24 protein-coding genes are annotated in these 25413 nt (G+C 63.8%); 3 read left to right on the top strand and 21 right to left on the bottom strand.

The window, feature by feature from the left end; all coding sequences use genetic code 11:
• Nucleotides 1-2: 2 nt before the first annotated feature.
• From R3E77_07305 to R3E77_07285, 5 genes are read right to left on the bottom strand one after another with little or no spacing between them, the layout of a single operon-like run.
• Nucleotides 3-788 (bottom strand): succinate dehydrogenase iron-sulfur subunit, encoded by a 786-nt coding sequence (locus R3E77_07305; protein ID MEZ5499221.1) that lies wholly within the window; start codon nucleotides 786-788, stop codon nucleotides 3-5.
• A 19-nt stretch (nucleotides 789-807) separates the two neighbouring features.
• On the bottom strand, nucleotides 808-2595 hold the full coding sequence (sdhA, locus tag R3E77_07300; protein MEZ5499220.1) for a succinate dehydrogenase flavoprotein subunit: 1788 nt from the start codon (nucleotides 2593-2595) through the stop codon (nucleotides 808-810).
• The gene (sdhD, locus tag R3E77_07295; protein ID MEZ5499219.1) at nucleotides 2592-2975 is read right to left on the bottom strand and encodes a succinate dehydrogenase, hydrophobic membrane anchor protein; all 384 of its coding nucleotides are present in this window, start codon (nucleotides 2973-2975) and stop codon (nucleotides 2592-2594) included. The genes sdhA and sdhD overlap by 4 nt, the downstream gene beginning before the upstream one ends.
• Complete coding sequence (gene sdhC / locus R3E77_07290) at nucleotides 2972-3364, bottom strand: succinate dehydrogenase, cytochrome b556 subunit (GenBank protein ID MEZ5499218.1); 393 nt, start codon at nucleotides 3362-3364, stop codon at nucleotides 2972-2974. The genes sdhD and sdhC overlap by 4 nt, the downstream gene beginning before the upstream one ends.
• A 20-nt stretch (nucleotides 3365-3384) precedes the next feature.
• Nucleotides 3385-3579, bottom strand: coding sequence for a DUF1674 domain-containing protein (locus tag R3E77_07285; GenBank protein ID MEZ5499217.1), 195 nt, complete (start codon nucleotides 3577-3579; stop codon nucleotides 3385-3387).
• Between the two features lie 53 nt (nucleotides 3580-3632).
• Between R3E77_07285 and R3E77_07280 the strand changes: the two genes are divergently transcribed.
• Nucleotides 3633-4526 (top strand): hypothetical protein, encoded by an 894-nt coding sequence (locus tag R3E77_07280; protein ID MEZ5499216.1) that lies wholly within the window; start codon nucleotides 3633-3635, stop codon nucleotides 4524-4526.
• Here R3E77_07280 and murI read toward each other — a convergent pair.
• The 5 genes from murI to R3E77_07255 all read right to left on the bottom strand — a co-directional run bounded on the left by murI (nucleotide 4505) and on the right by R3E77_07255 (nucleotide 10660).
• Entirely contained in the window at nucleotides 4505-5350 is an 846-nt protein-coding gene (murI, locus tag R3E77_07275) for a glutamate racemase (protein ID MEZ5499215.1), read from the bottom strand. The two genes, R3E77_07280 and murI, sit on opposite strands and share 22 nt — an antisense overlap.
• Nucleotides 5347-6834, bottom strand: coding sequence for a lysine--tRNA ligase (gene lysS, locus R3E77_07270; GenBank protein ID MEZ5499214.1), 1488 nt, complete (start codon nucleotides 6832-6834; stop codon nucleotides 5347-5349). Before lysS ends, murI begins: the two co-directional genes overlap by 4 nt.
• Nucleotides 6835-6849: 15 nt before the next feature.
• Nucleotides 6850-7948, bottom strand: a protein-coding gene (gene prfB, locus R3E77_07265; GenBank protein MEZ5499213.1) for a peptide chain release factor 2 whose coding sequence is annotated in 2 segments (ribosomal slippage) — nucleotides 6850-7875 and nucleotides 7877-7948 — 1098 coding nt in all. Because the reading frame shifts where the segments join, the coding sequence is not laid out codon by codon here.
• A gap of 34 nt (nucleotides 7949-7982) precedes the next feature.
• Complete coding sequence (gene recJ / locus R3E77_07260) at nucleotides 7983-9692, bottom strand: single-stranded-DNA-specific exonuclease RecJ (protein ID MEZ5499212.1); 1710 nt, start codon at nucleotides 9690-9692, stop codon at nucleotides 7983-7985.
• A complete protein-coding gene (locus R3E77_07255) occupies nucleotides 9689-10660 on the bottom strand; it encodes a hypothetical protein (GenBank protein ID MEZ5499211.1) in 972 nt (323 codons plus the stop codon). Before R3E77_07255 ends, recJ begins: the two co-directional genes overlap by 4 nt.
• A 30-nt stretch (nucleotides 10661-10690) precedes the next feature.
• On the opposite strand from R3E77_07255, the gene R3E77_07250 reads away from it, so the two are divergent.
• Nucleotides 10691-11050: an Mth938-like domain-containing protein gene (locus tag R3E77_07250; protein MEZ5499210.1), complete on the top strand. Its 360-nt coding sequence runs from the start codon at nucleotides 10691-10693 to the stop codon at nucleotides 11048-11050.
• A gap of 322 nt (nucleotides 11051-11372) precedes the next feature.
• On the opposite strand, the gene R3E77_07245 is transcribed toward R3E77_07250, so the two are convergent.
• Both R3E77_07245 and surE read right to left on the bottom strand, forming a co-directional pair.
• Nucleotides 11373-12053 carry a protein-L-isoaspartate(D-aspartate) O-methyltransferase gene (locus R3E77_07245; GenBank protein ID MEZ5499209.1) on the bottom strand — a complete coding sequence of 227 codons (681 nt, stop codon included), beginning with the start codon at nucleotides 12051-12053 and terminating at the stop codon, nucleotides 11373-11375.
• Nucleotides 12032-12793 carry a 5'/3'-nucleotidase SurE gene (gene surE, locus R3E77_07240; protein MEZ5499208.1) on the bottom strand — a complete coding sequence of 254 codons (762 nt, stop codon included), beginning with the start codon at nucleotides 12791-12793 and terminating at the stop codon, nucleotides 12032-12034. The genes R3E77_07245 and surE overlap by 22 nt, the downstream gene beginning before the upstream one ends.
• 52 nt (nucleotides 12794-12845) lie before the next feature.
• Between surE and R3E77_07235 the strand changes: the two genes are divergently transcribed.
• Nucleotides 12846-13418: a Smr/MutS family protein gene (locus tag R3E77_07235; protein MEZ5499207.1), complete on the top strand. Its 573-nt coding sequence runs from the start codon at nucleotides 12846-12848 to the stop codon at nucleotides 13416-13418.
• A gap of 6 nt (nucleotides 13419-13424) precedes the next feature.
• Here the strand turns inward: R3E77_07235 and ispD are convergent, their stop codons facing one another.
• The 9 genes from ispD to rnhB all read right to left on the bottom strand — a co-directional run bounded on the left by ispD (nucleotide 13425) and on the right by rnhB (nucleotide 25401).
• A complete protein-coding gene (ispD, locus tag R3E77_07230; GenBank protein ID MEZ5499206.1) occupies nucleotides 13425-14627 on the bottom strand; it encodes a 2-C-methyl-D-erythritol 4-phosphate cytidylyltransferase in 1203 nt (400 codons plus the stop codon).
• A 36-nt stretch (nucleotides 14628-14663) separates the two neighbouring features.
• Nucleotides 14664-14984, bottom strand: coding sequence for a cell division protein FtsB (ftsB, locus tag R3E77_07225; GenBank protein ID MEZ5499205.1), 321 nt, complete (start codon nucleotides 14982-14984; stop codon nucleotides 14664-14666).
• 20 nt (nucleotides 14985-15004) lie between these two features.
• A complete protein-coding gene (gene eno, locus R3E77_07220) occupies nucleotides 15005-16285 on the bottom strand; it encodes a phosphopyruvate hydratase (GenBank protein ID MEZ5499204.1) in 1281 nt (426 codons plus the stop codon).
• Nucleotides 16282-17115 (bottom strand): 3-deoxy-8-phosphooctulonate synthase, encoded by an 834-nt coding sequence (kdsA, locus tag R3E77_07215; protein ID MEZ5499203.1) that lies wholly within the window; start codon nucleotides 17113-17115, stop codon nucleotides 16282-16284. The genes eno and kdsA overlap by 4 nt, the downstream gene beginning before the upstream one ends.
• On the bottom strand, nucleotides 17112-18758 hold the full coding sequence (locus R3E77_07210) for a CTP synthase (GenBank protein ID MEZ5499202.1): 1647 nt from the start codon (nucleotides 18756-18758) through the stop codon (nucleotides 17112-17114). The genes kdsA and R3E77_07210 overlap by 4 nt, the downstream gene beginning before the upstream one ends.
• Before the next feature lie 96 nt (nucleotides 18759-18854).
• On the bottom strand, nucleotides 18855-20207 hold the full coding sequence (gene tilS / locus R3E77_07205; GenBank protein MEZ5499201.1) for a tRNA lysidine(34) synthetase TilS: 1353 nt from the start codon (nucleotides 20205-20207) through the stop codon (nucleotides 18855-18857).
• A complete protein-coding gene (locus R3E77_07200) occupies nucleotides 20200-21165 on the bottom strand; it encodes an acetyl-CoA carboxylase carboxyltransferase subunit alpha (protein MEZ5499200.1) in 966 nt (321 codons plus the stop codon). The genes tilS and R3E77_07200 overlap by 8 nt, the downstream gene beginning before the upstream one ends.
• A 133-nt stretch (nucleotides 21166-21298) precedes the next feature.
• On the bottom strand, nucleotides 21299-24790 hold the full coding sequence (dnaE, locus tag R3E77_07195) for a DNA polymerase III subunit alpha (protein MEZ5499199.1): 3492 nt from the start codon (nucleotides 24788-24790) through the stop codon (nucleotides 21299-21301).
• Complete coding sequence (gene rnhB, locus R3E77_07190) at nucleotides 24787-25401, bottom strand: ribonuclease HII (protein ID MEZ5499198.1); 615 nt, start codon at nucleotides 25399-25401, stop codon at nucleotides 24787-24789. Before rnhB ends, dnaE begins: the two co-directional genes overlap by 4 nt.
• Nucleotides 25402-25413 lie beyond the last annotated feature (12 nt).

The raw sequence follows: 25413 nt of genomic DNA, 5'->3' as shown, positions 1-25413 counted from the left end.
GCTCAGTGCTGGCGCTCCAGCATCATGCGCTTGATCTCGGCGATGGCCTTGGCTGGATTCAGGTCCTTGGGGCAGGCTTCCGTGCAATTCATGATCGTGTGGCAACGATAGAGCTTGAACGGATCCTCGAGCGCATCCAATCGCTCGCCCTGGGCCTCGTCCCGGCTGTCGATCAGCCAGCGATAGGCGGCCAGCAAGGCCGCGGGCCCCAGGTAGCGGTCTGCATTCCACCAGTAGCTCGGACAGGACGTCGAGCAGCAGGCACACAGTATGCATGCCGATGGCCGGTCGATCTTCTCCTGCTCGGCGGGACTTTGCAGACGTTCGCGATCCGGCGGCGCCGGCGTGCGGCTCTGCAGCCATGGCTTTACCGCGGCATACTGGGCGTAGAAGGTAGTCAGGTCGGTTACCAGATCCTTCACCACCGGCATGTGCGGCAACGGATAGATGCGCACATCGCCCTTGATGTCCGAACATGCCTTGGTGCAGGCGAGCGTGTTGACCCCATCGATGTTCATGGCGCAACTGCCGCAGATTCCCTCGCGGCAGGAGCGGCGAAACGTCAGCGTCGGATCGAGTTCGTTCTTGATCTTGATAAGCGCATCGAGAACCATCGGGCCGCAGGCCGCCATGTCGATCTCATAGGTGTCGATACGCGGGTTGCGCGTATCGTCCGGGTCGTAGCGATAGATCCGAAAGCGCCGCGGGCTGGCAGCGGGCTGCGTCGCCGCGAAATGGTTGCCATTGCGATCGACGCGGGAGTTGGCGGGCAAGGAGAATTCGGCCATGGTCAGTCCTGCCTGGGGATCAATAGCTGCGCACTTTGGGCGGAATTGCCTCTACCGCATCGGTCATGGTCCGCATATGGACCGGGCGATACTCGATCTTCGGCTGGCCATCATCGCCGACCCATACCAACGTGTGCTTGAGCCAGTTCACATCGTCGCGATCAGGATAATCCTCGCGCGCGTGCGCGCCGCGGCTCTCGGTGCGGTTTACGGCGCCGTGTATGGTGGCAACGGCCTGCAGGAGCAGGTTTTCTAGCTCCATGGTCTCGATGAGATCGGTGTTCCAACGCATCGAACGATCCGTAATCGCCACATCGGCGAAGCTTGCGAAGGTCTTCGCGAGTTTCCTGCAGCCCTCCTCGAGGCTCGCACCGGTGCGAAATACGGCGGCGTCGCTTTGCATCACGCGCTGCATTTCATTGCGTATTGCTGCGGTCGGCCGCGATCCCCTGGCATGGCGCAGGCGGTCGATACGCGCCACCGCGAATTCGCTCGCGCTCTTTGGCAGCGGCGGCAGCGTGGCGCCCGGCTTGAGATGGTCGGCACAGTAGCGCGCCGCCTCGCGACCGAATACCACGAGATCGAGCAGCGAATTCGAGCCCAGGCGATTCGCACCGTGCACCGATACACAGGCCGCCTCGCCCGCCGCCATCAGCCCTGGCACGACGCTTTCTGGATCTGCGCCGCGTAAAGTGACCACCTGGCCATGGACGTTGCAGGGAACGCCTCCCATGTTGTAGTGCACGGTTGGCAGCACCGGGATCGGCTCGCGCGTCACGTCCACACCGGCGAAGATGCGCGCGGTCTCGGCGATGCCCGGCAGGCGCTGGTGTATCACTTCGGCGCCCAGATGCTCGAGGTGCAGGTGAATATGGTCGTGTTCCTTGCCGACACCGCGCCCCTCGCGAATCTCGATGGTCATTGAGCGGCTGACGACATCGCGCGAGGCAAGGTCCTTGGCGTTCGGGGCGTAGCGCTCCATGAAGCGCTCGCCGGCGGAATTGGTGAGGTAGCCGCCTTCGCCACGTACGCCTTCGGTAATCAGGCAACCTGCGCCATAGATTCCGGTCGGGTGGAATTGCACGAACTCCATGTCCTGCAACGGCAATCCAGCCCGCAGCGCCATGCCGCCGCCATCGCCCGTGCAGGTATGCGCCGACGTGCAGGAAAAGTACGTTCGGCCGTAGCCGCCCGTCGCCAGCACCACCATCGCGGCTCGGAAGCGATGCACCTTCCCGGTTGCAAGGTCGATCGCGACGACGCCGCGACACTCACCGTCGTGCATCATCAGGTCGGTAGCGAAGTACTCGATGAAGAATTCTGCCTGGTGCCGTATCGATTGCTGGTACAGCGTGTGCAACATGGCATGGCCGGTGCGATCGGCCGCAGCGCAGGTGCGCTGCGCAATGCCCTGGCCATAATGCGTGGTCATGCCGCCGAAAGGCCGCTGGTAGATGCGTCCGTCGGCAGTTCGCGAAAACGGCACGCCGTAGTGCTCGAGCTCGAGCACCGCCGCCGGCGCTTCACGGCACATGAATTCGATGGCGTCCTGGTCGCCAAGCCAATCCGACCCTTTGATGGTGTCGTAGAAGTGGAATCGCCAGTCGTCTTCGCCCATGTTGCCGAGCGCAGCGGATATGCCACCTTGAGCCGCTACGGTGTGACTGCGGGTGGGAAATACCTTGGTGACACAGGCAGTACTGAGGCCCGCTTCCGCCAGGCCCAGCGTGGTGCGCAATCCCGCGCCGCCGGCACCGACGACCACAACGTCATAGCTGTGATCGACAAATTCGTAGTCGCCACTCACGGTGCACCTGCCAGTGATATCCGCAAAATCGCGTGGATCGCCGACACGGCGAGCAGGATATGCAGGAAGCTCGTGACAACCAGCAACGCAAGCTTGCTGCGTCCGTGCACATAGTCTTCGATGATCACCTGCACGCCGAGCTTGGAATGCCAGGCGACGGCGATGACCAGCAGAATCAGGACCGGAGCAGTGAGCCCCGCGCGCAACCATTCGATGAGGTGCGCACGATCGAGCCCATCGAGCCGCGCGAGGGATATCAGCAGCCAGGGACCGAGCACCAGCAGCGCCGTGGCTGTCAGCCGCTGCTGCCACCAATGCGTCACACCGTGTCCGGCCGCGCCGAGTCCAAGAACGGCGCCGAGCGGGCTGCGCAGGCTCATGTCAATCCCGCCTTGCCAAGGAAGAGCAGGTAGAAGAAGAAGCCGTAGAGCAGCAGCGTGGCCGCGATGGTTATGACCGCACTGCGCCTGGCTTCGGCTCGCTCGAGCCCACGGCCCGAATCCCAGAGCAGATGCCTGATGCCGTTGCAGAAGTGATAGATAAAGGCGAGCAACAGGGCCGCCAGCAGCGCCTGACCGGGCCAGCTGCCGAGATAGACCATGAATGCGGCATAGGTCTGCTGGCCCGCGGCCAGGGCGACCAGCCACGCACACAGTACGATCAGGCCGATTGACATGGCGAGCCCACTGATGCGATGGGAAATGGACAGGGCCATCGTGTACATGAACCGGTACACGCCGAGATGGGGTGAAAGAGGCGGTGTCGACATGGGCGCAGAGGATCGCATATTCAGAAGTCGATGCAGCGACCACCTTTTTCCCAGTCCCCGAACCGCGTCGGCTCGGGTCCGGTCGGGCCGCCGATTTCGACAGGTCCGCCCGATGGTTGCGGCGGCGTGGCCTGCAACGGCGCGCCAACCTCGGGCGTTGCCGGCGACGTGGCAGAGCGCTCGGGCACTGCCGGAAGCTCAATGTTATGCTGCATTAGCATCGATTTTGCCAGATTCCCCGGGCGTCGACTACGTTGGGCCTCCTGCCATGAGTGATTTCCCTAGTGACGGCACGGACGTGGCGACAACGCTCAGCCATCTTGCCGTGCTTGCCGTCGATGGGCCGGACTCCGGTCGTTTTCTTCACGGCCAGTTATCGAATGACCTGCTCACGATGACGACCGAGCATGCGCGGCTTGCGGGTTACCACAATCCGCAAGGTCGCGTGATCTCGATCATGCAGATCGTGCGCCTTGCCGAGGCGAGCTATTGGCTGATCCTGCCCGATGAACTCCTCGAAAGCGTACGAGAAAGAATGCTCAGGTTTCGTCTGCGCTCGAAATTTTCGTTGCAGCATGCGAGTGACCTGGGGCTGTTTGCATGGGGCGAGAGCCGTTCGTTGGGCGATGCAGAACCCTTCGCGCTGCGAGCGGTCGGTGACACGCGATTCATTCGCCAAGCGGGCGCCGGCATACGCTGGTTGCAGATTCGCCGCCGCGGCAACGAGACTGCATTGGATGGCAGCCTCGCCTGGCGCGGCGCCGATATTGCAGCTGGCCAGCCCCAGGTGTATGCCGCGACCAGTGAGTCCTTCGTTGCGCAAATGCTCAACCTCGACCTCGTCGGCGCGATTGCTTTCGACAAAGGCTGCTATACCGGCCAGGAAGTCATAGCCCGTGCCCACTACCGCGGCCGCGTCAAGCGGCGCATGCAACGCTTTGCAGTCGACACCAGGCTTGCGCTTGCACCGGGGCGCCATTGCCACGCACCCGACGGCAGGCGGCTCGACATTACGGATGCTCTAGCCACGCCGACAGGATATGAAGTGCTCGCGGTTGCCAACCTGCCGGGCAGTCAAACCCGGGAGCCGACCCAAGAAGCGGTCGACGTCGTTGAGGCCGTGCACGAGTTGCCCCTGCCCTACGCGCTCCCGGCCAACTGAGCGGCCAGGTCCACTGTCTCGACCTGATCCGGTTCGATCGGTTCACCGAGAAATGCGCCGCCCACCTTCGCGAAACGCTCGACATTGTCAGTTGCCATCAACTTCAGCGCGGGCGCACCGCGCGCACTGGCCGCCCCAGACCCCTGGCGCAGTTGGCAGGCCGCCGACGCGGTGGTAGCTGCCGAGTCGACTACCGTTACCGAAGGACCGACTGCGCGCGCGATCTCGTCAGCGAGGAGCGGAAAATGCGTGCAGCCGAGCAACAGGCAATCGAATGCAGATTCGCGCGGTCTCGACAGCAGAGGCGCGAGATAATGTTGCACGATGGCCGCGGCGATCGGCCCGTGGGTTAGTCCCTCTTCGGCCAGGGACACGAGCAGCGGCGCCGCGAGCGCGGCCACCTCTGCGCGCGGCCTGATGGCAGCGAGCACGCGCTGGTAGGCGCCGCCGCGTACTGTGGCTTCAGTGGCGAGTACCAGAATGCGCTGCCTGGTCGAGGCCGCGGCTGCGGCTGCGGCGCCGGGCTCGACTACGCCAATGACGGGCAACTGCGGATATCGCGCGCGCAGCGCCGGCAATGCGAAAGAAGCTGCTGTATTGCAAGCGACCACGAGCATCCCGACACCACGCTCGACCAGCAAGGCGCTGGCCTGCAGCGCATAGCGCAGGACGGTCTGCGGGCTCTTCGTTCCATAGGGAAGCCGGGCGGTATCGCCAAGATAAAGATAACGCTCCGCGGGCATCACACGGCGCAGTGCCGCAAGCACTGTCAGGCCGCCGACACCGGAATCGAACACGCCAATGGGTGCGCGGGCAGCGCTCAATCACTCTCCGGCCGCAGATGCGGAAACAGCAGTACATCGCGTATCGAGGGCGAATCGGTCAACAGCATGACCAGCCGGTCGATACCTATGCCGAGCCCGCCAGCCGGCGGCATACCGTACTCCAGGGCGCGAATATAGTCGGCGTCGAAGAACATCGCTTCTTCGTCGCCGGCGCTCTTGCGCTCGACTTGAGCGCGAAATCGCTCGGCCTGGTCCTCCGGATCGTTCAATTCCGAGAATCCGTTGGCGATTTCCCGTCCCGCAACGAAGAACTCGAATCGGTCGGTCAGGAATGGGTCGGCGTCGTTGGCGCGTGACAGCGGCGACACCTCCGCAGGATAGCTGTGCACGAAAGTCGGATCCTGCAGTGTCGCCTCGACCGTCTTCTCGAAGATCTCGATGAGCATCTTGCCTGGACCATCCGCGTCGGAAAGCGCACAGCCAAGCCGCTCGCACACTCCGCGCAGGTAATCGGGGTCACGGGTCCGCGCACGATCGAATCCGGGATTGGCGGCGATCACGGAGTCGATTACCGAGATCCGCCGCGCCGGCCGCGCAAGGTCGATAGTACGACCCTGGTAGCTCAACGACTGCGCCTGCCCGATGGCCGCAGCGAGATGGCGCAGGAGCTCCTCCGTGAGCTGCATCAGATCTTCGTAATCGGCGTAAGCCCAGTACAACTCCAGCATGGTGAATTCGGGGTTGTGCTGCGTCGAGACACCTTCATTGCGAAAATTGCGGTTGATCTCGTAAACCCGCTCGAGGCCGCCGACCAGCAAGCGCTTCAAATAGAGCTCAGGCGCGATGCGCAGGTACATGTCGAGGTCGAGCGCATTGTGGTGGGTCACGAATGGCCGCGCAGCCGCGCCACCCGGTATGACCTGCATCATCGGCGTTTCGACTTCGAGAAAATCCCGGCCGTCGAGGAACGCCCGCGTGGCGCTCACGATACGGCTGCGCTTGCGAAAGACCGCGCGGCTCTCCGGGCTGACGATCAGGTCGACATATCGCCGGCGATAGCGTGTTTCGGTGTCGGCAAGACCATGCCATTTGTCCGGCAGCGGCCGGAGCGACTTGACCAACAGCCGCAGCACCTCGACCCGCAGCGACAGTTCACCAGCGCGGGTGCGAAACATGACCCCTTCTGCGCCCAGTATGTCGCCGAGATCCCAGTTCCTGAACTGCGCATAACGCTCGCCGAGCACATCTGCCGCGACGAAAAGCTGTAGCTGCCCGGACCCATCCTGCAACGTTGCGAAACTGACCTTGCCCATGACGCGCTTGAGCATCATGCGCCCGGCAATGCGTACCCTGACCTGCGCGGCGTCGAGCTGCGCGGCGCTGCTGTCGGCAAACCTCGCCTGCAACTCACCGGTCTGCGCGTCGGGACGGAAGTCGTTTGGAAACGCCGTGCCCTGCGCGCGCAGCTCCGTGAGCTTGGCACGTCGTTCAGCGATCAACCGGTTCTCATCGTCCGTCATCATGCACCCTGGATGGCACTACTGCAGTTGCGCCTTCAGCGCCGCTTCGAGGAAGGGATCGAGACCGCCGTCGAGAACGGCCGTGGTATTGCCGATCTCGACGCCGGTACGCAGATCCTTGATGCGCGACTGGTCGAGCACATAGGATCTGATCTGGTGCCCCCAGCTGACATCGGATTTGGATTCCTCGAGCACCTGGGCAGCGGCATTGCGCTTGTTGACCTCGAGCTCATAAAGCTTCGCCTTCAGCATCTTCATCGCCGTCGATCGATTCTTGTGCTGGCTGCGCTCATTCTGGCAGGCGACGACGATTCCGCTCGGCACGTGCGTGATGCGCACCGCGGATTCGGTCTTGTTGACGTGCTGGCCGCCGGCACCGCTCGCGCGATAGACATCCATCTTGAGATCGGCGGGATTGATCTCGATCTGGATATCGTCGTCGACTTCCGGCGAGACGAACACCGAGGCAAAGGATGTATGGCGGCGATTGCCTGAGTCGAAGGGCGACTTGCGCACCAGGCGATGCACGCCGGTTTCGGTACGCAGCCAGCCATAGGCGTATTCTCCCTGGATCTGCACAGTCGCGCTCTTGATGCCCGCCACTTCGCCGGGGCTGGAGTCGATCACTTCGGCATCGAAGCCGCGCGAGGCACACCACCGCAGGTACATGCGCAGCAGCATCTGCGCCCAGTCCTGAGCCTCGGTGCCGCCAGCGCCCGCCTGGATGTCGAGGAAGGCACTGTGCGAGTCCATCTCGCCCGAGAACATGCGCCGGAATTCGAATTGTTCGACCGTGGTGCGCAATCGTTCTGCATCACGGTCGATCTCGGCAAGTGCCGCATCGTCCGCTTCGGCGGCAACCAGCTCCAGCAGCTCCAGGTTGTCGCTGATGCCCTGCTGCGCGGCGTCCAGGCCGCCGAGCGCCGCGCTCAGCCGCGCCCGCTCGCGGCCGAGCTCCTGCGCGCGTTCCTGATTACCCCAGACCGCAGGATCCTCAAGCTCCCGATTGACCTCTTCGAGCCGTTCGCGCTTGCGATCGTAATCAAAGATACCCCCTGAGCATCTGCAGCCGCGACTCGAGGTCGCGCAGAACCTTGCGCGTCTGTGTAACTTCCATCACTCGACCTGTTCCGTGGAATTGGCAGCGCATCCTAGCAAATAAGGTGATCGACGAGCAGCTGCAATCTCGTTTCGCCGCGAAAGCTGTTGACGTCGAGACGATAGACGACCCGCGCGTCGCCTGGCAGGCGCTGCAGGACTTCACCAGGGGCCAGATAGCCAAAGGCGATGGCATCGAAGCGTCGCCCTGACTCGCAGTGCTCGAGCCAGAGCTTCAAGTGGCGCTCGCCCACGACACGGGCCTGACTGAGCCGGAACTGGCCATCAAAAGATGGCTCCGGAAACAATGGCCCCCAGGGTCCACCGTCGCGTAGCGCCGCCGCCGTCTGCAGTGACAGCTCCTCGACAGACAGCTCGCCATCGGTCTCCACGACGTCAGCGCGAATTGCATCTCCCTGCGCTTCGCGGACCGCGGTGTCGAATGCCTCGGCGAAGGTCTCGATCTGCTCCTCGTGCAGGGTCAGGCCGGCGGCCATGGCATGGCCACCGAAGCGCACGATCAGCTGCGGGTGCAAGGCGTCGATACGCGCCAGCACATCGCGCACATGGACACCTGCGACCGAGCGCGCAGACCCACGCAGGAGTGCATCGCCCGCGCGCGCAAAGGCCACGACCGGGCGACGCAACCTGTCCTTGATACGACTCGCGACCAGTCCGACGATACCCTGGTGCCAGTCGGCTTCGTACAGCGTCACACCGCGGCGCGCATCCGCCAACGGGCCGTCCCGCAGGTGGCGCACCGCCGCGAGCGCGGTCTGTTGCATCTGCGCCTCGATCGCCCGACGCTCGCCATTCAGTTGATCGAGGCGTGCGGCCAGCATCCGGGCCGTCGATTCGTCGTCCGTCAGCAGGCACTGGATACCGATGCTCATGTCGTCGATGCGCCCCGCCGCATTCAGGCGCGGACCGACAGTGAAGCCGAGGTCGGCCGAATTCGCTGAGCCGAGTTCGCGGCCAGCCAGTTGCATGAGCGCGCGCAAGCCGGGCACGCATCGGCCAGCACGGATGCGCGAGAGGCCTTGCGCGACCAGCACACGGTTGTTGCGATCGAGCGGCACCAGGTCGGCCACCGTGCCAAGCGCGACCAGGTCGAGCCAGTCCGCGACCCGCGTGGCCCGCGCCGCGGCCGAGCTCGCGGCAAGTGCACGCTGCAGGGCTGCGCAGACGTAGAAAATGACACCGACGCCTGCCAGTGACCGGGAGCCGAATTCGCCCTGCTGGCAATTTGGATTGACGATGACATTGGCATTCGGCAACTCGGGACCCGGCAGGTGGTGATCGGTGACCAGCACGTCGATGCCAAGCTCGCGGGCGCGCCGAACGCCCTGCAGGCTCGAAATTCCGTTGTCGACGGTAATGATCAAGGTCGGACGCCGAGCGGCCGCGACCGCCACGATCTCGGGTGTCAACCCGTAGCCAAACTCGCTGCGATTGGGAACGAGATAATCGACGTGGGAAAATTCCATACTACGCAAGGCGCGGACAGCAAGGGCCGTGCTGGTCGCGCCATCGGCGTCAAAGTCGCCAATGACCATGACCCTGCGCTGCGGCGAGCGGTGCGCCATGAGAAGTTCGATCGCCGCATCGATCCCCTGCAGACTCGATACCGGCAACATCTCGCCAAGCGAAAGATCGATGTCCCTGGGCGAGCGCACGCCGCGCGCTGCGTAGACACGGGCCAGTACCGGATTCAGGCCCGGCAGCGCATTCGACCGATCGACGGGACGTCGCTGCACCCTCACGGCCGGGTTACCAGTGACCGCCAGTCCGCCGCCCGCCGCCACAGCCGCCAGCGATCACGCGGCCCAAGATCGAAGGAGCGATCATTGAGGTGCAAGCGGCAATGGGCGAGCCGGCGGGTGCCGAGCAACTCCTGTACGACAGGCAGCCACTCGCCAACCACCTGCTGCAGCGGTGCGACCACGTAGACATGGCCGCAGCTTGGCCACCTGCCAGGCACGCTGCAAGCCGAATATGCACTGACGCCGGCCATCAAGGCGAGCCCGCGCGCGGTCACATCGCGAGCGAACAACGCACAGTCGACGGTGGCGCGGCGTGCCGGTCTCGCCACTCGCCGAGCGGCGCCGCAAAGCCACAGCGCATTCGGGACCTCGCGCCAGTGTGACCAGCGCGATCGATTCTGCGCCAGCCATAACTCGATTTCGCTCCAGAGCTTGCGCAGCGGCGCAACGCGCTCACCCGATGGCAGTCCTTCCGTAATCGTGCCGCCGAGTAATCGCCGCGGGTCGACCGTCGTAACATCCTCGAGCCAGGCGCCATGCAGTATGAAACTACCGTCGTCCGCGGCCTCGAGTCGATACGGTTCGGGCGAACGAACGAATTCCGTATTGAACGCGCGACTGAGTTGCGCCGCGGCCTCGGGCGTCATGTCGATGAGACCGTCGGCCGCCAATCGCACCTGGGTCAGGCCGGCCTCGAGACGTACTGCAAAAGCTCGCAAAGCCCGGGCTTGCGGTTCGGCGGCTACGGCACCGACGGCGCGAAGCGCGAGGTCCGCATCGCTCACCGGGCTCGCCAGGCCCAACTCATCGGCAAGCAGCTCGAGCCAGTCCACTTGTCCCGGCACGCGCCTCGCATAGCGCAGCAGGGCGGCCAGCTGCGCGAAGGTCGGCGCAGCAGGCGTCGCGTCGCGTCGCGGTGAGTCATCGGCGAGGTAGGCGTCGTCGGCGATCAGGACAATTTCGCGCATGTTCGCGTATCGTAGCCGACCATGCCGCTCATGCAGGACCTGGCTGGCCCGGTTGTCATCAACGCCTATGAAGACGGCGTAATCGTGGTCGACTCCGAGCGCTATCGCCTGCCCTGCGCAATCGATGCGACGCGGGGCGTGCAGCCCCTTCCGCTTGATCGTTTCGCCGATCTTGACGGCGAGTGGCTATGTGGTTGGCTGCCACGATCGCCGTCCATACTCTTGCTCGGCTGCGGCGCACGACAGCAGTTCGCGCCGCGCGCTCTTCGCGAATCGATGCAAGCGCGCGGCACAGCGACGGAAGCCATGCCGTCCGCCGCGGCGTGCCGGACATTCAACGTGCTCGCCGCCGAATCGCGCGATGTCGTCGCGCTGTTGTTCACGGAATGAGTAGGGTGTCGAAGTAGTGAGGCCGGATTCGCAGAGGGCGCAGGGGTGAGAAATCTATCCAATCATTCGAAGCTGACAGACTCGAATAATTGCTCGGATTTTCTTGTTCTTGTTACGTTTTTCTTCTTCTGGAAAATCGACTTCCCCGTTCGCCCCTGTGCCCTCTGCGAATCCGTCTCCCGGTCAGGCGACATAACCTGTCTCTAACGAGCGACAGATACTACGCGGGACCTGTCAGCACTTGCAAGTTTTACCTACTCCGCAGTCGAAAAAAGAATACGGTTAGTTATCAAATGGTTGTGCGCTTTTTGTTATCGTCTTGTCACGATAGACCTTTGACGAGGGGCACGAACGCGACGCCACCGAGTGCCTGGCTGTCGACTTTCTCGCCCCGTCGTACGAAGCGCATCAGGACCTGCGCCCCCTCCGCGCCGACCGGCATGACCAACCGGCCGCCTTCGGCCAATTGCTGCAACAAGGGCTCGGGCACCGCGAGCGGCGCCGCCGCGACCAGTATGGCGTCGTAGGGCGCGTGCTGGCGCCAGCCACGCGTGCCATCCCCATGGCGGAAACGCACGTTGCGAACGCCGAGCTCCTTGAGTGTCGCTCGCGCACGATCGAGCAACGGCTTGATACGCTCGACTGTTGCCACACGTTCGACGAGCCCCGCGAGGACCGCAGTCTGATAGCCGCAACCGGTGCCGACCTCAAGAACATTGGCGGGTTTGCGTCCCTCGATGAGCGCCTCGGTCATGCGCGCGACGATATAGGGCTGCGAGATGGTCTGGCCGTGTCCAATCGGTAGGGCCGTATCTTCGTATGCCCGGCTCGCCAACGCTTCGTCGACAAATATGTGGCGCGGCACGTTGCGCATCTGCTGCAGCACGGCCGCGTTCTTGATGCCTTTGTCGCGCAAGCGTTGCACCAGCCGGTCGCGCGTGCGGGCCGAAGTCATGCCGATGCCGCTGTAGCGCAGCTCGTTCACAGGTGCTCGGGCAGCCATTGCGCCAGCCCCTCGACCGCAGCATGGCGCGTGAGATCGATCTGCAGCGGAGTGACCGACACGAAGCCGTTCGCCACTGCGTCGAAATCCGTGCCCGGCCCGGCATCCTGGCCATCACCCGCGGGCCCCACCCAGAAGACGCGTCGGCCATAGGGGTCTGCGGCGGGCTGTATGCCTTTCGAGCGATGGCGAAAACCGAGACGCGTCGCCTTGATGCCACGCAGCTCCTCCCAGGACACATCGGGAATGTTCACATTCAGAATGGTCGCGCGGTCGAGCGGTTGCGCCAGCAGGCGCTCGACCAGCTGCGCCGCGATCCTCGCCGCGACGTCAAAATTGCGCGCGCCGATGCCGCGGCGCTGGGTCACCAGCGACACGGCCATCGTAGGAAGACCAAGGAACCGCCCCTCGATGGCTGCCGCGACCGTGCCCGAGTAAAGCACGTCATCACCGAGATTGGCGCCGTCGTTGACGCCCGATACAACCATGTCGTGGTCGAAGTCGAAGTAACCGGATATCGCGATATGGACACAGTCCGTCGGCGTGCCGTTCACGAAATAAACGCCTGGTTCAGCCTGCGCGACCCGCAAAGGCACGTCGAGCGTAAGTGAATTGCTGGCACCGCTTTTGTTGCGATCCGGCGCCACGACCGTGACTTCGCCGAGCGCAGACAGTGCCTTCGCAAGCGCCCTGATGCCGCTCGCGCGGTACCCATCGTCGTTACTGACAAGAATTTTCACTATTTTTTGCGGGCCGCGCCCACTCCCTACCGCCGGCGCGACAATATACTCAATGACTGCGGAGGCCGATAGCTTGAAAAACCCGGCGGACAATGATGAGGCGCAGATCTTTCGCGACGCCATGCGCGGGGTCAAACCGCTGCGTAGCACTGCCCGCTCGCAGTCCTCGCAGCGCAGACCGAAGCCGCGCGCGCGGTTTGCGCGTGCCGAGAAGTTGGCCGTGCTCGAGGAGAGCCTCAGCCTCTCGGCCGAGCAGCTCGACACCTACGCCGCGGACGAGCTCAGTTTTCGGCGCGACGGTGTCCAGGACAGCGTGCTGCGGCGGCTCAGACGCGGTCAGTACCGCAGGGACGCGGAAATCGACCTGCATGGCCTGACCGGCGCACAGGCCCGGCTTCAGCTGCGTCAGTTCCTGACGCACGCAGCGCTCGCGAACTGGCGTTGCGTTCGTATCGTGCACGGCAAGGGCCTGCGCTCCGGGCATCGTGGTCCTGTTTTGAAGACCATGTTGAACAGCACATTGCGCCGACTCGACAGCGTGCTCGCGTTTACCTCCGCGCGGCATGTCGACGGCGGCAGCGGTGCCTTGTATGTCTTGCTGCGCCGACCGGGCGGCATGGGTTGAGGCACCTCAGGGCTCGCAGGCCTCTATCAACGCGACCACCTGCGCGGCGATGCCCTCGCCCCTGCCGAGAAAACCAAGCCTTTCAGTCGTCGTGGCCTTGATGTTGATTTGGCTCGCTGGCAATGCAAGCGCCCGTGCCAACGAGTCGCGAATTGCGCCGCGTTTCTCACCGATTCGCGGGTGCTCGCAGATGATGGTCGCATCCACGTTCCGGATTCGGTAGCCGCGCTCGGCCAGCATGGCCACGGCCTGAGAAAGGAAGCGCTCGCTGGGTGCATTGCGCCACGCGGGGTCATCCGGCGGGAACCACACTCCGATATCGCCGAGGCCGGCTGCACCGAGCAATGCATCGACCAGCGCATGTATCAGGACATCGCCATCGGAGTGCGCGACCACGCCTCGCGAATTCGCGAATCGCACGCCGCCGAGTGGCACCGAATCGCCTGGCCCGAAAGCGTGCACATCGAAGCCCTGCCCGATACGCAGCGCCGGTCCAGCGCTGGTGTTACGTTGCTGCAAGATTGCCTCCGCCAGAAGAAGATCCTCTTTGGTCGTCACTTTGAGGTTGTACGTCGATCCCGCCACGATTCGCGGTCGACCGCCTTGCCATTCGATCGCCTGCGACTCATCAGTGGGGAGCCTGGCCTGGTCGATGGCCTGCTCGAGCGCCGCCTCGAGAGCAGCGAAACGAAACATCTGCGGTGTCTGCGCGCGCCACAGCTCATTGCGATCCGCCGTGCCGCTGCAGTCGCCCTCCTGGGCGAGCTTGAGTGTGTCGACGACCGGGCAGGCGAGCAAGCCACCCACCGGATGGTCGGCGCACTCGCGTAGCAGCCGGCCGAGATCCGCGGCATCGAGACATGGGCGCGCCGCGTCGTGGACCAGCACCCAATCATCGGGAGCGACCCTCTCCCGCAGGTACGCCAGACCGTTTTGCACGGAGTGACAGCGCTCCTCGCCCGCGCTCGCGCACCAGATCGCACCCGCCTTGTTCGCCATGCGATGGCGCGCCTGCTCCGCCACGTCGCGCGAGCGCGCATCGTCGGCTGCCGAGACCAGGACGATGCCACGGCACGACGAATCGGCAAGGAACGGCTCCAGGGCATGCTCCAGCAGCGTCTTGCCAGCGATCCTGACGTGCTGCTTGGGCAGATCATCGCGAAGGCGCCGCCCGCGACCGCCTGCGGCGAGAATCAGCCAGTAACGCATCGTTGCCTCTGGAGCGCGCGGCCGGCCGGCGAGCGACTAGCGGGAGGTTGTCCCGTTCTGGGCAGTCGCATAGGCGGGCGGGGCGCGCCCCGGAACGACCTGGAAGAAGGACTCGCGAGCGGCAATCATGCCGAGCTCGCTGCGTGCGCGCTCCTCGAGCGCCGCGGTCCCCTTCTTGAGGTCGGCGACTTCCGCGGCCAGCAGCTGATTGCGCTGGCGCATCGTCGCGTTCTGCAGAGCCTGGTCGGCAACCGCGGCTTCAAGGCGATAGATCTCGCGCACGCCGTTGTCCGAGACCCACAAACCCAGCTGCAACAGCAGGGTGATGGCCAACAGCGCAACGGCGAACCACTTCATGGGCGGCGAGCGTACCAGAGTCAGGGTTTTATCGGAAATGCACTCATCCCGCAGTATCGAACCTGACCGAGTTCCGCCTCGATGCGCAGCAACTGGTTGTACTTCGCCACGCGGTCGGATCGGGAAATCGATCCGGTCTTGATCTGGGTCGCCGTCGTCGCCACGGCGATATCGGCGATGGTCGAGTCCTCGGTCTCGCCCGAGCGGTGAGACACGACCGCAGCATAGCCTGACTTGTCGGCCAGTTCGATTGCCGCAAGTGTCTCTGTCAACGTGCCAATCTGGTTCGGCTTGATGAGAATGGCATTGGCGATGGCGCGCTCGATGCCTTCGCGCAGGATCCGGGTATTGGTTACAAAGAGATCATCGCCTACGAGCTGCACCCTTGCGCCCAGCCTTTCAGTGAGTGACTTCCATCCGTCCCAGTCGCCTTCCGCCATGCCATCTTCGATCGTCAGTATCGGATAATGGCTGACGAGGTCGGCAAGGTAATCGACAAACCCGCCGCTATCGAACTCGCGACCCTCGCCCTCGAGCTGGTATCTGCCATTTCGATAAAATTCCGTGCTGGCGACATCGAGGCCCAGGTAGATGTCCTTGCCGGCAACATAGCCCGCCTGCTCGATCGCGGCGAGGATGACGCCGAGCGCCTCGGCATTGGATGCCAGATTGGGCGCGAAACCGCCCTCATCGCCGACCGCCGTGGAAAACCCCTGTTTGTTGAGGATCTTCTTCAGCGTGTGAAAAATCTCCGCGCCATAGCGCAGGGCTTCCTGAAAGCTCGGAGCGCCCACCGGCAGGATCATGAATTCCTGGATGTCCAGGCGATTGTTGGCATGAGCTCCGCCGTTGATGATGTTCATCATGGGCACCGGCATCGATGGTGCCACCGATCCGGCAAGCGAGCGATACAGTCCGACGCCCTCGGCGGCTGCGGCCGCATGGGCATTGGCAAGTGATACTGCCAGTATCGCGTTCGCGCCGAGCCGCTCCTTGTTCTCGGTGCCGTCGAGCTCGATCATCAGGCGATCGATCGCGGCCTGGTCACGGCAATCCCGGCCAAGTAGTGCCTTGCGAATCTCGCCGTTGACGTTTGCGACGGCTTTGCGCACACCTTTGCCCAGGTAGCGCTTGACGTCGCCATCGCGCAACTCGATCGCTTCGCGTGATCCGGTGGACGCACCGGATGGCACCGCTGCGCGCCCGCGCTGACCGCTCGCGAGTGTGACATCGGCCTCAACGGTCGGATTGCCGCGCGAATCGATGATCTCGCGAGCAAGAATTGCGGCAATCTTCGTCATTCCTCGAGTTCCTCCAGTGGTTTGCGCTTGATGCAATGGTCGATTTCCTGCAGCGACTCCAACAGCGATGCCACGCGGTCAAGTGGCCAGGCATTGGGTCCGTCCGAGAGCGCTCGCTGCGGATCAGGGTGTGTCTCCATGAATATGCCGGCGACGCCAACTGCGGCGGCTGCGCGCGCCAGGACTGGCACGAACTCGCGCTGGCCACCCGATCTGTCGCCCTGGCCGCCCGGCAGCTGCACGCTATGGGTTGCATCGAACACGACCGGACAGCCTGTCGCCCGCATCACCGCGAGCGATCGCATATCAGAAACCAGGTTGTGATAGCCAAAACTCGCGCCGCGCTCGCAGACCATGATCTGCTGATTACCCGTCGAACGCGCCTTGGCAACGACATTGCCCATCTCCCAGGGCGAGAGGAATTGCCCTTTCTTGATATTCACCGGCTTGCCGACAGCCGCAACGGCGCGAATGAAGTTCGTCTGACGGCACAGGAACGCAGGCGTCTGCAGCACATCCACCGCATCGGCGACCTCGCCCAACGGCGAGTCCTCGTGCACGTCGGTCAGAACCGGAACAGCCAGCCGCTGACGCAGGTCGGCGAGGATCTTCAGACCCGCCTCGATCCCGGGGCCGCGATAACTCTCCAGCGAGGATCGATTGGCCTTGTCGTAGGACGCCTTGAAGATGAAGTTGATACCGAGCCTGCCAGTAATTTCCTTCAGCCGTCCGGCAATCTCCTCCGTGAGCGCGGCAGTCTCAACCACGCAGGGGCCGGCGATGACAAATAACGGCCGCTCGAGGCCGACCTCGAACCCCGCGAGCTTCATGCGCCAGCCGCTGCAGGCATCTGGCTGAGGCGCTGCGCACGCGCTGCGCGAATGAAGCCCGTGAACAGCGGATGACCATCGCGCGGCGTCGAGGTGAATTCGGGGTGAAACTGGGTCGCCACGAACCATGGATGCTGTGGCAGCTCGAGTATTTCCACCAGATCATCGGGCGACAGGCCTGCGAACAGCACGCCGCGTTCGCGGAACGCGTCGCGGTAGCGGTTGTTGAATTCATAGCGGTGCCGGTGCCGCTCGTGGATTTCCTCCCGGCCGTAGAGATCGCGCACCCGCGATCCACCGACCAGTCGCACGGGCTGGGCGCCGAGTCGCATGGTGCCACCCTTGTCCGCATCATCTGCGCGCATTTGCTGACCGTGCTTGCGATCCTGCCATTCGGTGATCAGCGCAATGACCGGATCGGGCGTATCGCGCTTGAATTCCGTACTGTGCGCGGCGTCGAGGCCGAGCACATACCTTGCAAATTCGATCGCTGCGATCTGCATTCCAAGGCAAATACCAAGGTAAGGGACGCGATTCTCCCGCGCGTAACGCACTGCCGCGATCTTTCCCTCGATGCCACGTTCACCGAAACCGCCCGGCACCAGGATGGCGTCCATCCCGTCCAGCGCCCCGGTACCCGCCTGTTCGATCTGCGCGGATTCGATGTAGTGGATATTCACGCGCGTACGCGTCTTGATCCCGCCGTGCACCAGCGCTTCGTTGAGCGAGATGTACGAGTCGCGAATCTGCACGTACTTGCCGACCATTGCGATATCGACCGTGCACTCCGGATTTGCCTTTGCGGCAACCACCTGGCGCCATTCGGCAAGATCGGTAGGAGGCGCATTCAGCGCGAGCTTCTCGACCACGATCTGATCGAGCAATTGTTCGTGCAACAGGATCGGAATCTTGTAGATATCGTCGGCATCGACCGCGGATATCACGGCCCGCTCTTCGACATTGGTAAAAAGGGCGATTTTGCGCCGCTGCTCGTCCGGCAGTGGATCCCGGCAACGGCACAGCAACACGTCGGGCTGGATGCCAATGCCGCGCAATTCCTTGACCGAGTGCTGGGTCGGTTTGGTCTTGATCTCGCCCGATCCACCGACGATCGGCACGAGGGTCAAATGCAGGTAGAGGCAGCGATTGCGCCCGAGCTCGACACCGAGCTGCCGAATGGCTTCAAGGAACGGGAGCGACTCGATATCGCCAACCGTGCCGCCGATCTCGACCATGCACACATCGGCCTCGTTGGCACCGTGGAAGATGCTTCGCTTGATTTCGTCGGTGATGTGCGGGATGACCTGCACGGTCGCACCGAGGTAATCCCCTCGCCGCTCCCGGGCGATCACACGTTCGTAGATGCGGCCGGTGGTGAAATTGCTGTCCCGGCCCGTCGTGGTGCGCACGAAGCGCTCGTAATGGCCCAGGTCGAGATCGGTCTCGGTGCCATCTTCGGTGACGAATACCTCGCCGTGCTGAAACGGACTCATCGTGCCGGGATCGACGTTGATATAGGGATCGAGCTTCACCATGGCGACCTTGAGGCCGCGCGCCTCGAGGATCGCGCCCAGAGACGCGGCAGCAATGCCCTTGCCCAACGAGGAAACGACGCCGCCGGTGACGAATATGAATCGAGTCATGTGGGAATCCCGTCTCTGGAGCCGATGGACTTCGGGCGTTACGCTGCACGAAGCCTTGATGACGGGAATTCAGACTACCAAATCAGGGCGCGGCGCTCAAATAATTGTCGGCCGTCCGAGCCATTTGACATTGGCGCGTTTCTGGTGGCGCCGCGTCGCATGAAACGCAGCATCGACCCACAAATCGCCCACCGCAACCAGAATATCGCCGCAATAGAGCAGTGGAATGGCGCCGCGCATCCACGGCAGAACGCCGCTTTCGCGCAAGAGGTCCTTCAAATCCCTGTGGGCCGAGCCCGGCTCTGGCCGCATGCGCTCGCCGCCCTGCCGATAGCGCACCGTGATCGGCCGATCCAGCCGCCCGAGCGCCAGCTTGCCGTGCGCCGAGCGATCGAGTCGCAACCGCCCGAGCCCAGGTCCTAGCTCGCACTGGCTCGATCGGGCCCAGTCCCAGGTCCGCGTCGCGGGCGACAGCGCACCCGGCTGCAGTGCAAATAGGCGATTGCCGAATCGACGCACCTCACCGCCCGGCCAACGGAGCCAGGGCTGCGCGTCGATGCGGGCGCGCGGCAACTCGCTCACGATGCGGTGCAGGCTGTTGCGGTCAGGCGGCGACAGCGAATGCAATTGCAGCCAGTAGCGCACCAGGTTGCGTTGCCGAACCAGCGGCAGCCGGCCGAGGGCGTCGAGCGCAAGTTGTTCGCCATCACCACACCAGGCCAAATCCGCCGCCGCCAATTGTGCGTTGAGTTGTGCAGCCTCCCTGAGCAGGGCCGCGCCATGCGCGGCGCGTTGCTCGAGATCCGGCCAGCGCTCGCAGAACGCCGGCAGCAGCTTGTGGCGCAGGTAATTGCGCTCGAGGCGCAGATCAAGGTTGCTGGGGTCGTCCACCCAGGTGAGCGCGTGGCGCTCCGCATAACCAAGGAGCTGGCGCCTCGACCAGGGCAGCAGCGGTCGAACCAATGACATGCCATCGCGCTCGCTGAGCGCAGCAATACCGCCGAGTCCGGCAACGCCCGCTCCGCGCACCAGCATCAACAGCATCGTTTCGACATTGTCCGTGCCGTGATGCGCCGTAAGCAGCACCTCATCCTTGCGCACGCAGCGCTTGAGCGCCTGGTACCGGGCGCGGCGGGCCTCGGCCTCGACGGAAACCCCGGCGGCAAGCGTCACCGCCACCCTGCGCACCACCAGTCCTACACCCAGGTCGCGGCACAACCGCCTGCAATGGTGCACCCAGTCATCAGCCTCGTGATGCAAACCGTGATGGACATGCACGGCCCGAAGTCGCTTGCGCCAGGCGGGCAGACTGGCAAGCGCATGCAGCAGCACGGTCGAATCAAGGCCGCCACTCAGGGCGATGCAGCACGGCAACGCGGACCCTAGCAGTGTCTGCAATTGCGCAGCCAATGCAGCCGCTGTGAACTCGGGCGCAGCGCCCTTAGGCAACGGTTTCCTCGAAGACACCGAAGCCGGCAATCTTGGCGCTGCGTGCATCGCGCAACTGCTGCGCATCGATCGCCAGCAATTCGGCCAGATGGCGGCCGAGTGCAGCTCCCAGGCCCCGCGCAATGGCATCGACATCGCGGTGTGCACCGCCGAGCGGCTCCGGCACGATCTCATCGACCAGCTTCAGCTGCGCCAGCCGCTCGGCAGTCAATCCCATCGCTTCCGCGGCGGTCTCCTTCTTGTCGGCGCTCTTCCACAGGATCGACGCGCAGCCTTCCGGCGAAATGACTGAATAGGTGCTGTATTGCAGCATCAGCAGCCGGTCACAGACGCCGATCGCCAAGGCACCGCCTGATCCGCCCTCGCCGATCACGACGCTCACGATGGGCACACGCAACAGCGCCATTTCGAACAGGTTGCGCGCAATGGCCTCGCTCTGACCGCGCTCCTCCGAGCCAACACCAGGATAGGCGCCCGGCGTATCGATCATGGTGACGATCGGCAGTCCGAAGCGCTCGGCCGTGCGCATCAGCCGCAGCGCCTTGCGATAGCCTTCGGGCTTGGGCATGCCGTAGTTGCGCCGCACCCGCTCCTTGGTGTCGCGCCCCTTCTGGTGGCCAATCACCACGACAGCCGTGCCATCGATGCGCGCGAGCCCGCCCACGATCGCAAGATCATCGCCATACATGCGATCGCCATGCAGTTCGTGGAAATCGGTGAACGCCCGCGCAATGTAATCGAGCGCATACGGCCGCTGCGGGTGCCGCGCGAGCTGGGTGATCTGCCACGGGGTGAGCGATGCAAATATCTGCCGCGTCAGCTGCTCGCTCTTGTTGCGCAGGCGGGCAATTTCCTCGTCGACGACCACCTCGCCATCGGCAGCAACGTGTCGCAACTCCTCGATCTTGGCTTCGAGTTCGGCGATCGGTTGTTCAAAATCGAGAAAGCTGACTGCCATGGGGTTCCGGCTACTGGTGCGCTTGCGCGAGGTTACGGACCGCCTGCCACGCTGGCAAGTCCGGGGCGGACCCACGCGGCCCGGGCGCGGCCATGCGCTGCCTTCCGGGATCGTGATTGAAACGATTTGCGCGCTAGGCTATCGCGCTGCTGTCGGCGCCCGCCGGCGCACTGTAGTAGACGCGGACGGCATCCGAGCCGCACAAAGTCTCTATTTCGAAGAACAGCTCGGGCACGGGGCGAACGCCCCACTCGCGACCGAGCACGGCGTCCACGCCACCGCTCGCTCCGAGATAGCTGATGGTGACCTGGCAATCCCCGGGGCGATAACGAGCCAGAAGCTCGTGCAGTGCCTGCACACCCGATGCGCCGAGGTCGCCTCGCCATTGCAGGTGCAGACGCCTGGCATTTTGCTCACGGATGCGCGCGAGCGGCGTGATCGCGCGCGCCGCGAGCCGCCAGCCGTCGATGAATTCATCGAATCGCAGCCCGCCGTCGATCAGCACCAGCGCATCCTTGACGAGTATGTCCCGGCAGTCGCGCAGCGTATCTTCAAAAAAGGTCACTTCGAGTTGCCCGGTATTGTCATCCAGCACCGCGGTTACCCGATTGCCGCGGCGGCGAAGCTCGGACAACAGCCCGGCCAGTTTGACCTGCCGGCTCGCAAATCCGAAAGCCGTGCCTTGCGCCGGGCGATCGGCTGCGACATCACCGATCCGCCCCGTCACCACCCAGGTGAGCTCCTTGTCGTATTGCAGGATCGGATGGCCGGTCAGGAACAGACCCAGCGTTTCGCGCTCAGCCGCGAGTCGCTTGGCAGCCGGCCATTCGGCAGTCATTGCGGCCGATGAGTTTGCGGCCTGCCCCATCGGCGATGCTCTCGGCAAACCGAAAAGATCGACCTGTCCGGCGCGCCGCGCGCTGTTGACCTGCTCGCCAAGCTGCAATGCGCTGCCCAGGGCATCGGACAACGCAGCGCGATTGGGATTGATCGAATCGAGACTCCCGCTTTTGATCAGCGCTTCGAGCACACGGCGATTGACCCGGTTCATGTCGAGCCTGCGGCACAGCTCCTCGAGCGTGCGAAAAGGGCCGTTGCGCGCGCGCTCCTCGAGCAACGCCTCCACCGCGCCGCGGCCAACGCCTTTGATGGCGCCAAGGCCGTAGCGGATCTGACCGGGCGAACTCACGAGAAATTCGAAGACGGACTCATTGACATCGGGGCCAAGGACGCGCAATCCGAGCAGATCGCAGTCCGCCTTGAACGTGACAATCTTGTCGGTGTGATCCATGTCGGTCGACAGTACGGCCGCCATGTACTCGGCCGGGTAATGCGCCTTGAGGTAGGCTGTCTGGTAGGAGAGCATTGCGTAGGCCGCCGAGTGGGATTTGTTGAATCCATAGCCGGCAAATTTTTCCATCAGGTCGAAAATATGAGCAGCCTTTGCCGCTGGCACGCCCCGCTGCACGGCGCCATCGATGAATACGCTGCGCTGTTTGGCCATCTCCTCTGGCTTTTTCTTGCCCATTGCGCGCCGCAGGAGATCCGCGCCACCCAGCGTGTAGCCGGCCAGCGTCTGCGCGATCTGCATGACCTGCTCCTGATAGAGAATCACGCCGTAGGTCGGGCTCAGGATGCCCTTCAGACTCGGGTGCAGGTAATCGATCGGCCCATCGTTGCGCCCATGTTTGCGGTTGATGAAGTCATCGACCATGCCGGACTGCAACGGACCCGGCCGAAACAAGGCCACCAACGCCACGACGTCCTCGAAACAATCCGGCTGCAGACGTCGAATCAGGTCCTTCATGCCGCGCGATTCGAGCTGGAACACGGCTGTAGTACGGCAGGAGCGCAACAAGGCGAATGTGGCGGCGTCGTCCATTGCGATGCGCCGGATATCAAGCGGCGACTCCCCGCCGCGCATACGCGTCTGGTTGATGTAACCAAGCGCGCGCTCTATCACGGTCAGCGTGCGAAGGCCGAGAAAATCGAATTTTACGAGGCCGACCGCCTCGACATCGTCCTTGTCGAATTGCGTGACGACGCTTGTCGAGCCATCTTCACGGTAGAGCGGAGCAAAATCAGTCAACAGCGATGGCGCGATGACAACGCCCCCGGCATGCGTGCCCGCGTTTCGGGTCAAACCTTCGAGTGAGCGGGCGAGGTCGATCAGGCCGCGCACCTCATCGTCGCCAGCGTACAGCCGTTTCAGTTCCGGCTCTTTTTCGAGCGCATCGTCGAGGGTAATGCCGAGTTCGAACGGCACCAGCTTTGCGATCCGATCGACGTGACCGTAGCTCATTCCCAGGACTCGACCGCAGTCGCGCACCACCGCCTTGGCGGCCATGGTTCCGTAGGTGATGATCTGCGAGACCCGATCACGTCCGTACTTGCCAGCAACGTAGTCGATGACGGAATCCCGCCCTTCCATGCAAAAATCGATGTCGAAGTCGGGCATCGATATGCGCTCGGGATTGAGGAAGCGCTCGAACAGCAGGTCGTAACGAATCGGGTCGATGTCGGTGATGCCAAGGCAGTAGGCCGCCAGCGATCCGGCGCCCGAGCCGCGGCCCGGCCCAACGGGCACGGCATTGGTCCGCGCCCAGGCGATGAAGTCCGCTACGATCAGGAAATACCCGGCGAATCCCATGGCGTTGATGACCTGCAACTCGCTCGCGAGACGCGAGACGTATCGCTCGTCGGCGCCAAGGCCATGCACGGCCAGCCCGTCCCTGGCGCGCTGCGCGAGATAGTCTGCGGCGGGCATCTCCTCCGGCACCGGGTAGTCCGGCAGCTGCATATCGCCAAGCGACATGGCCACGCTGCAGCGCTCGGCGATGCACAGGCTGTTGGTGATTGCCGAGGGAATATCGGCGAACAACTCGCACATCTCCTCAGCCGAGCGCAGGTACTGGTTCGCCGTATAGCGCCGCGGTCGACCCGTGTCTGCCAGCAAGGTGCCGTCGTGTATGCACACCCGCGCCTCGTGCGATTCGAAGTCGGCGCCGCTCAGGAAGCGCACGTCGTTCGTTGCCACCACGGGCACTTCGAGCTTGGTTGCAAGAGGCAATACAGCGTTGATGTACGCTTCGTCGCTGTCACGACCAAGGCGTTGCAGCTCGATGTAGAAGCGATCCCCAAACAGACTGCGCCACCTTGCGAGGCGGCGCTCGGCAAGGTCGGGCCGACCTCGCAGCAACGCGATGCCGATGTCGCCCGCGCCGGCCCCGGACAGCGCAATCAACCCTTTGCAGGTCGACTCGTCCAGCCACTTCGCATCGAGCAATGGCAAAGCCCGGTCACTACGTTCGAGATAGGCCCTGGATAGCAGCCGCGTCAGGTTGCGATAGCCGGCAAGATTCTGACAGAGCAACGTGATGCGCGGATGCTGCGCGCGATCGCCATCAGGCATGAGATCGACATCGACGCCGATGATCGGTTTGATGCCAGCTTTCAGCGCGCAGCGGTAGAACTTGACGAGACCGAACAGGTTGCTGGCGTCGGTAAGAGCAACGGCAGGCATGCCGAGTTCCGCGGCACGCCGCATCAGCGGCTCGATACGCACGACGCTGTCGACGAGCGAAAACTCGGTATGCAGCCGCAGATGCACGAACGGCGCGGTCATGGGCCCTGCAACGCCTCGCGCACGGGCGCAAACGAGCGGCGATGGACTTCACACACGCCGTGCGAGGCAAGTGCTGCTCGATGCTGGGCCGTCGGATAGCCCTTGTTGCGCGCAAAATCGAACTGCGGATAGACGTGATGCAGTTGTTGCATCAGCGAATCACGCTCGGTTTTGGCGAGAATCGAGGCCGCGCTGATCGCAGCTACGCTCTGATCGCCCCGGATCACGGCCGCAGCCGTGCAGCGATACGGGAGAGCGGCAAGTGACGGCAAACGATTGCCATCAATGAGGACATGGGCAGGTCGCGGCTGCAATCCCGCGAGTGCCCTCTGCATGGCGAGGAAGGTGGCCTGCAGGATATTGACCTCGTCGATTTCCGCAGGGCTCGCGCTGCCGAGCGCAAAGCAGAGGGCACGATCGCGAATTTCCCGAGCGAGCTGTGTGCGCGCGGGCGCCGAGAGCGTCTTGGAATCGGCAAGCCCCGCGATCGGGCGCGCCGGATCGAGGATGACGGCTGCGGCCACGACGGGACCGGCAAGCGGGCCCCTGCCCGCCTCGTCGACGCCGGCAATCAGTTCCGACCCGGGCACCAGGTTCATCGTCAGTTGCAATCGCCCCCCCCG

The sequence above is a fragment of the Steroidobacteraceae bacterium genome (assembly GCA_041395505.1).
Classification (GTDB): domain Bacteria; phylum Pseudomonadota; class Gammaproteobacteria; order Steroidobacterales; family Steroidobacteraceae; genus JAWLAG01.
This window is presented reverse-complemented; position numbering and strand designations above follow the sequence as displayed.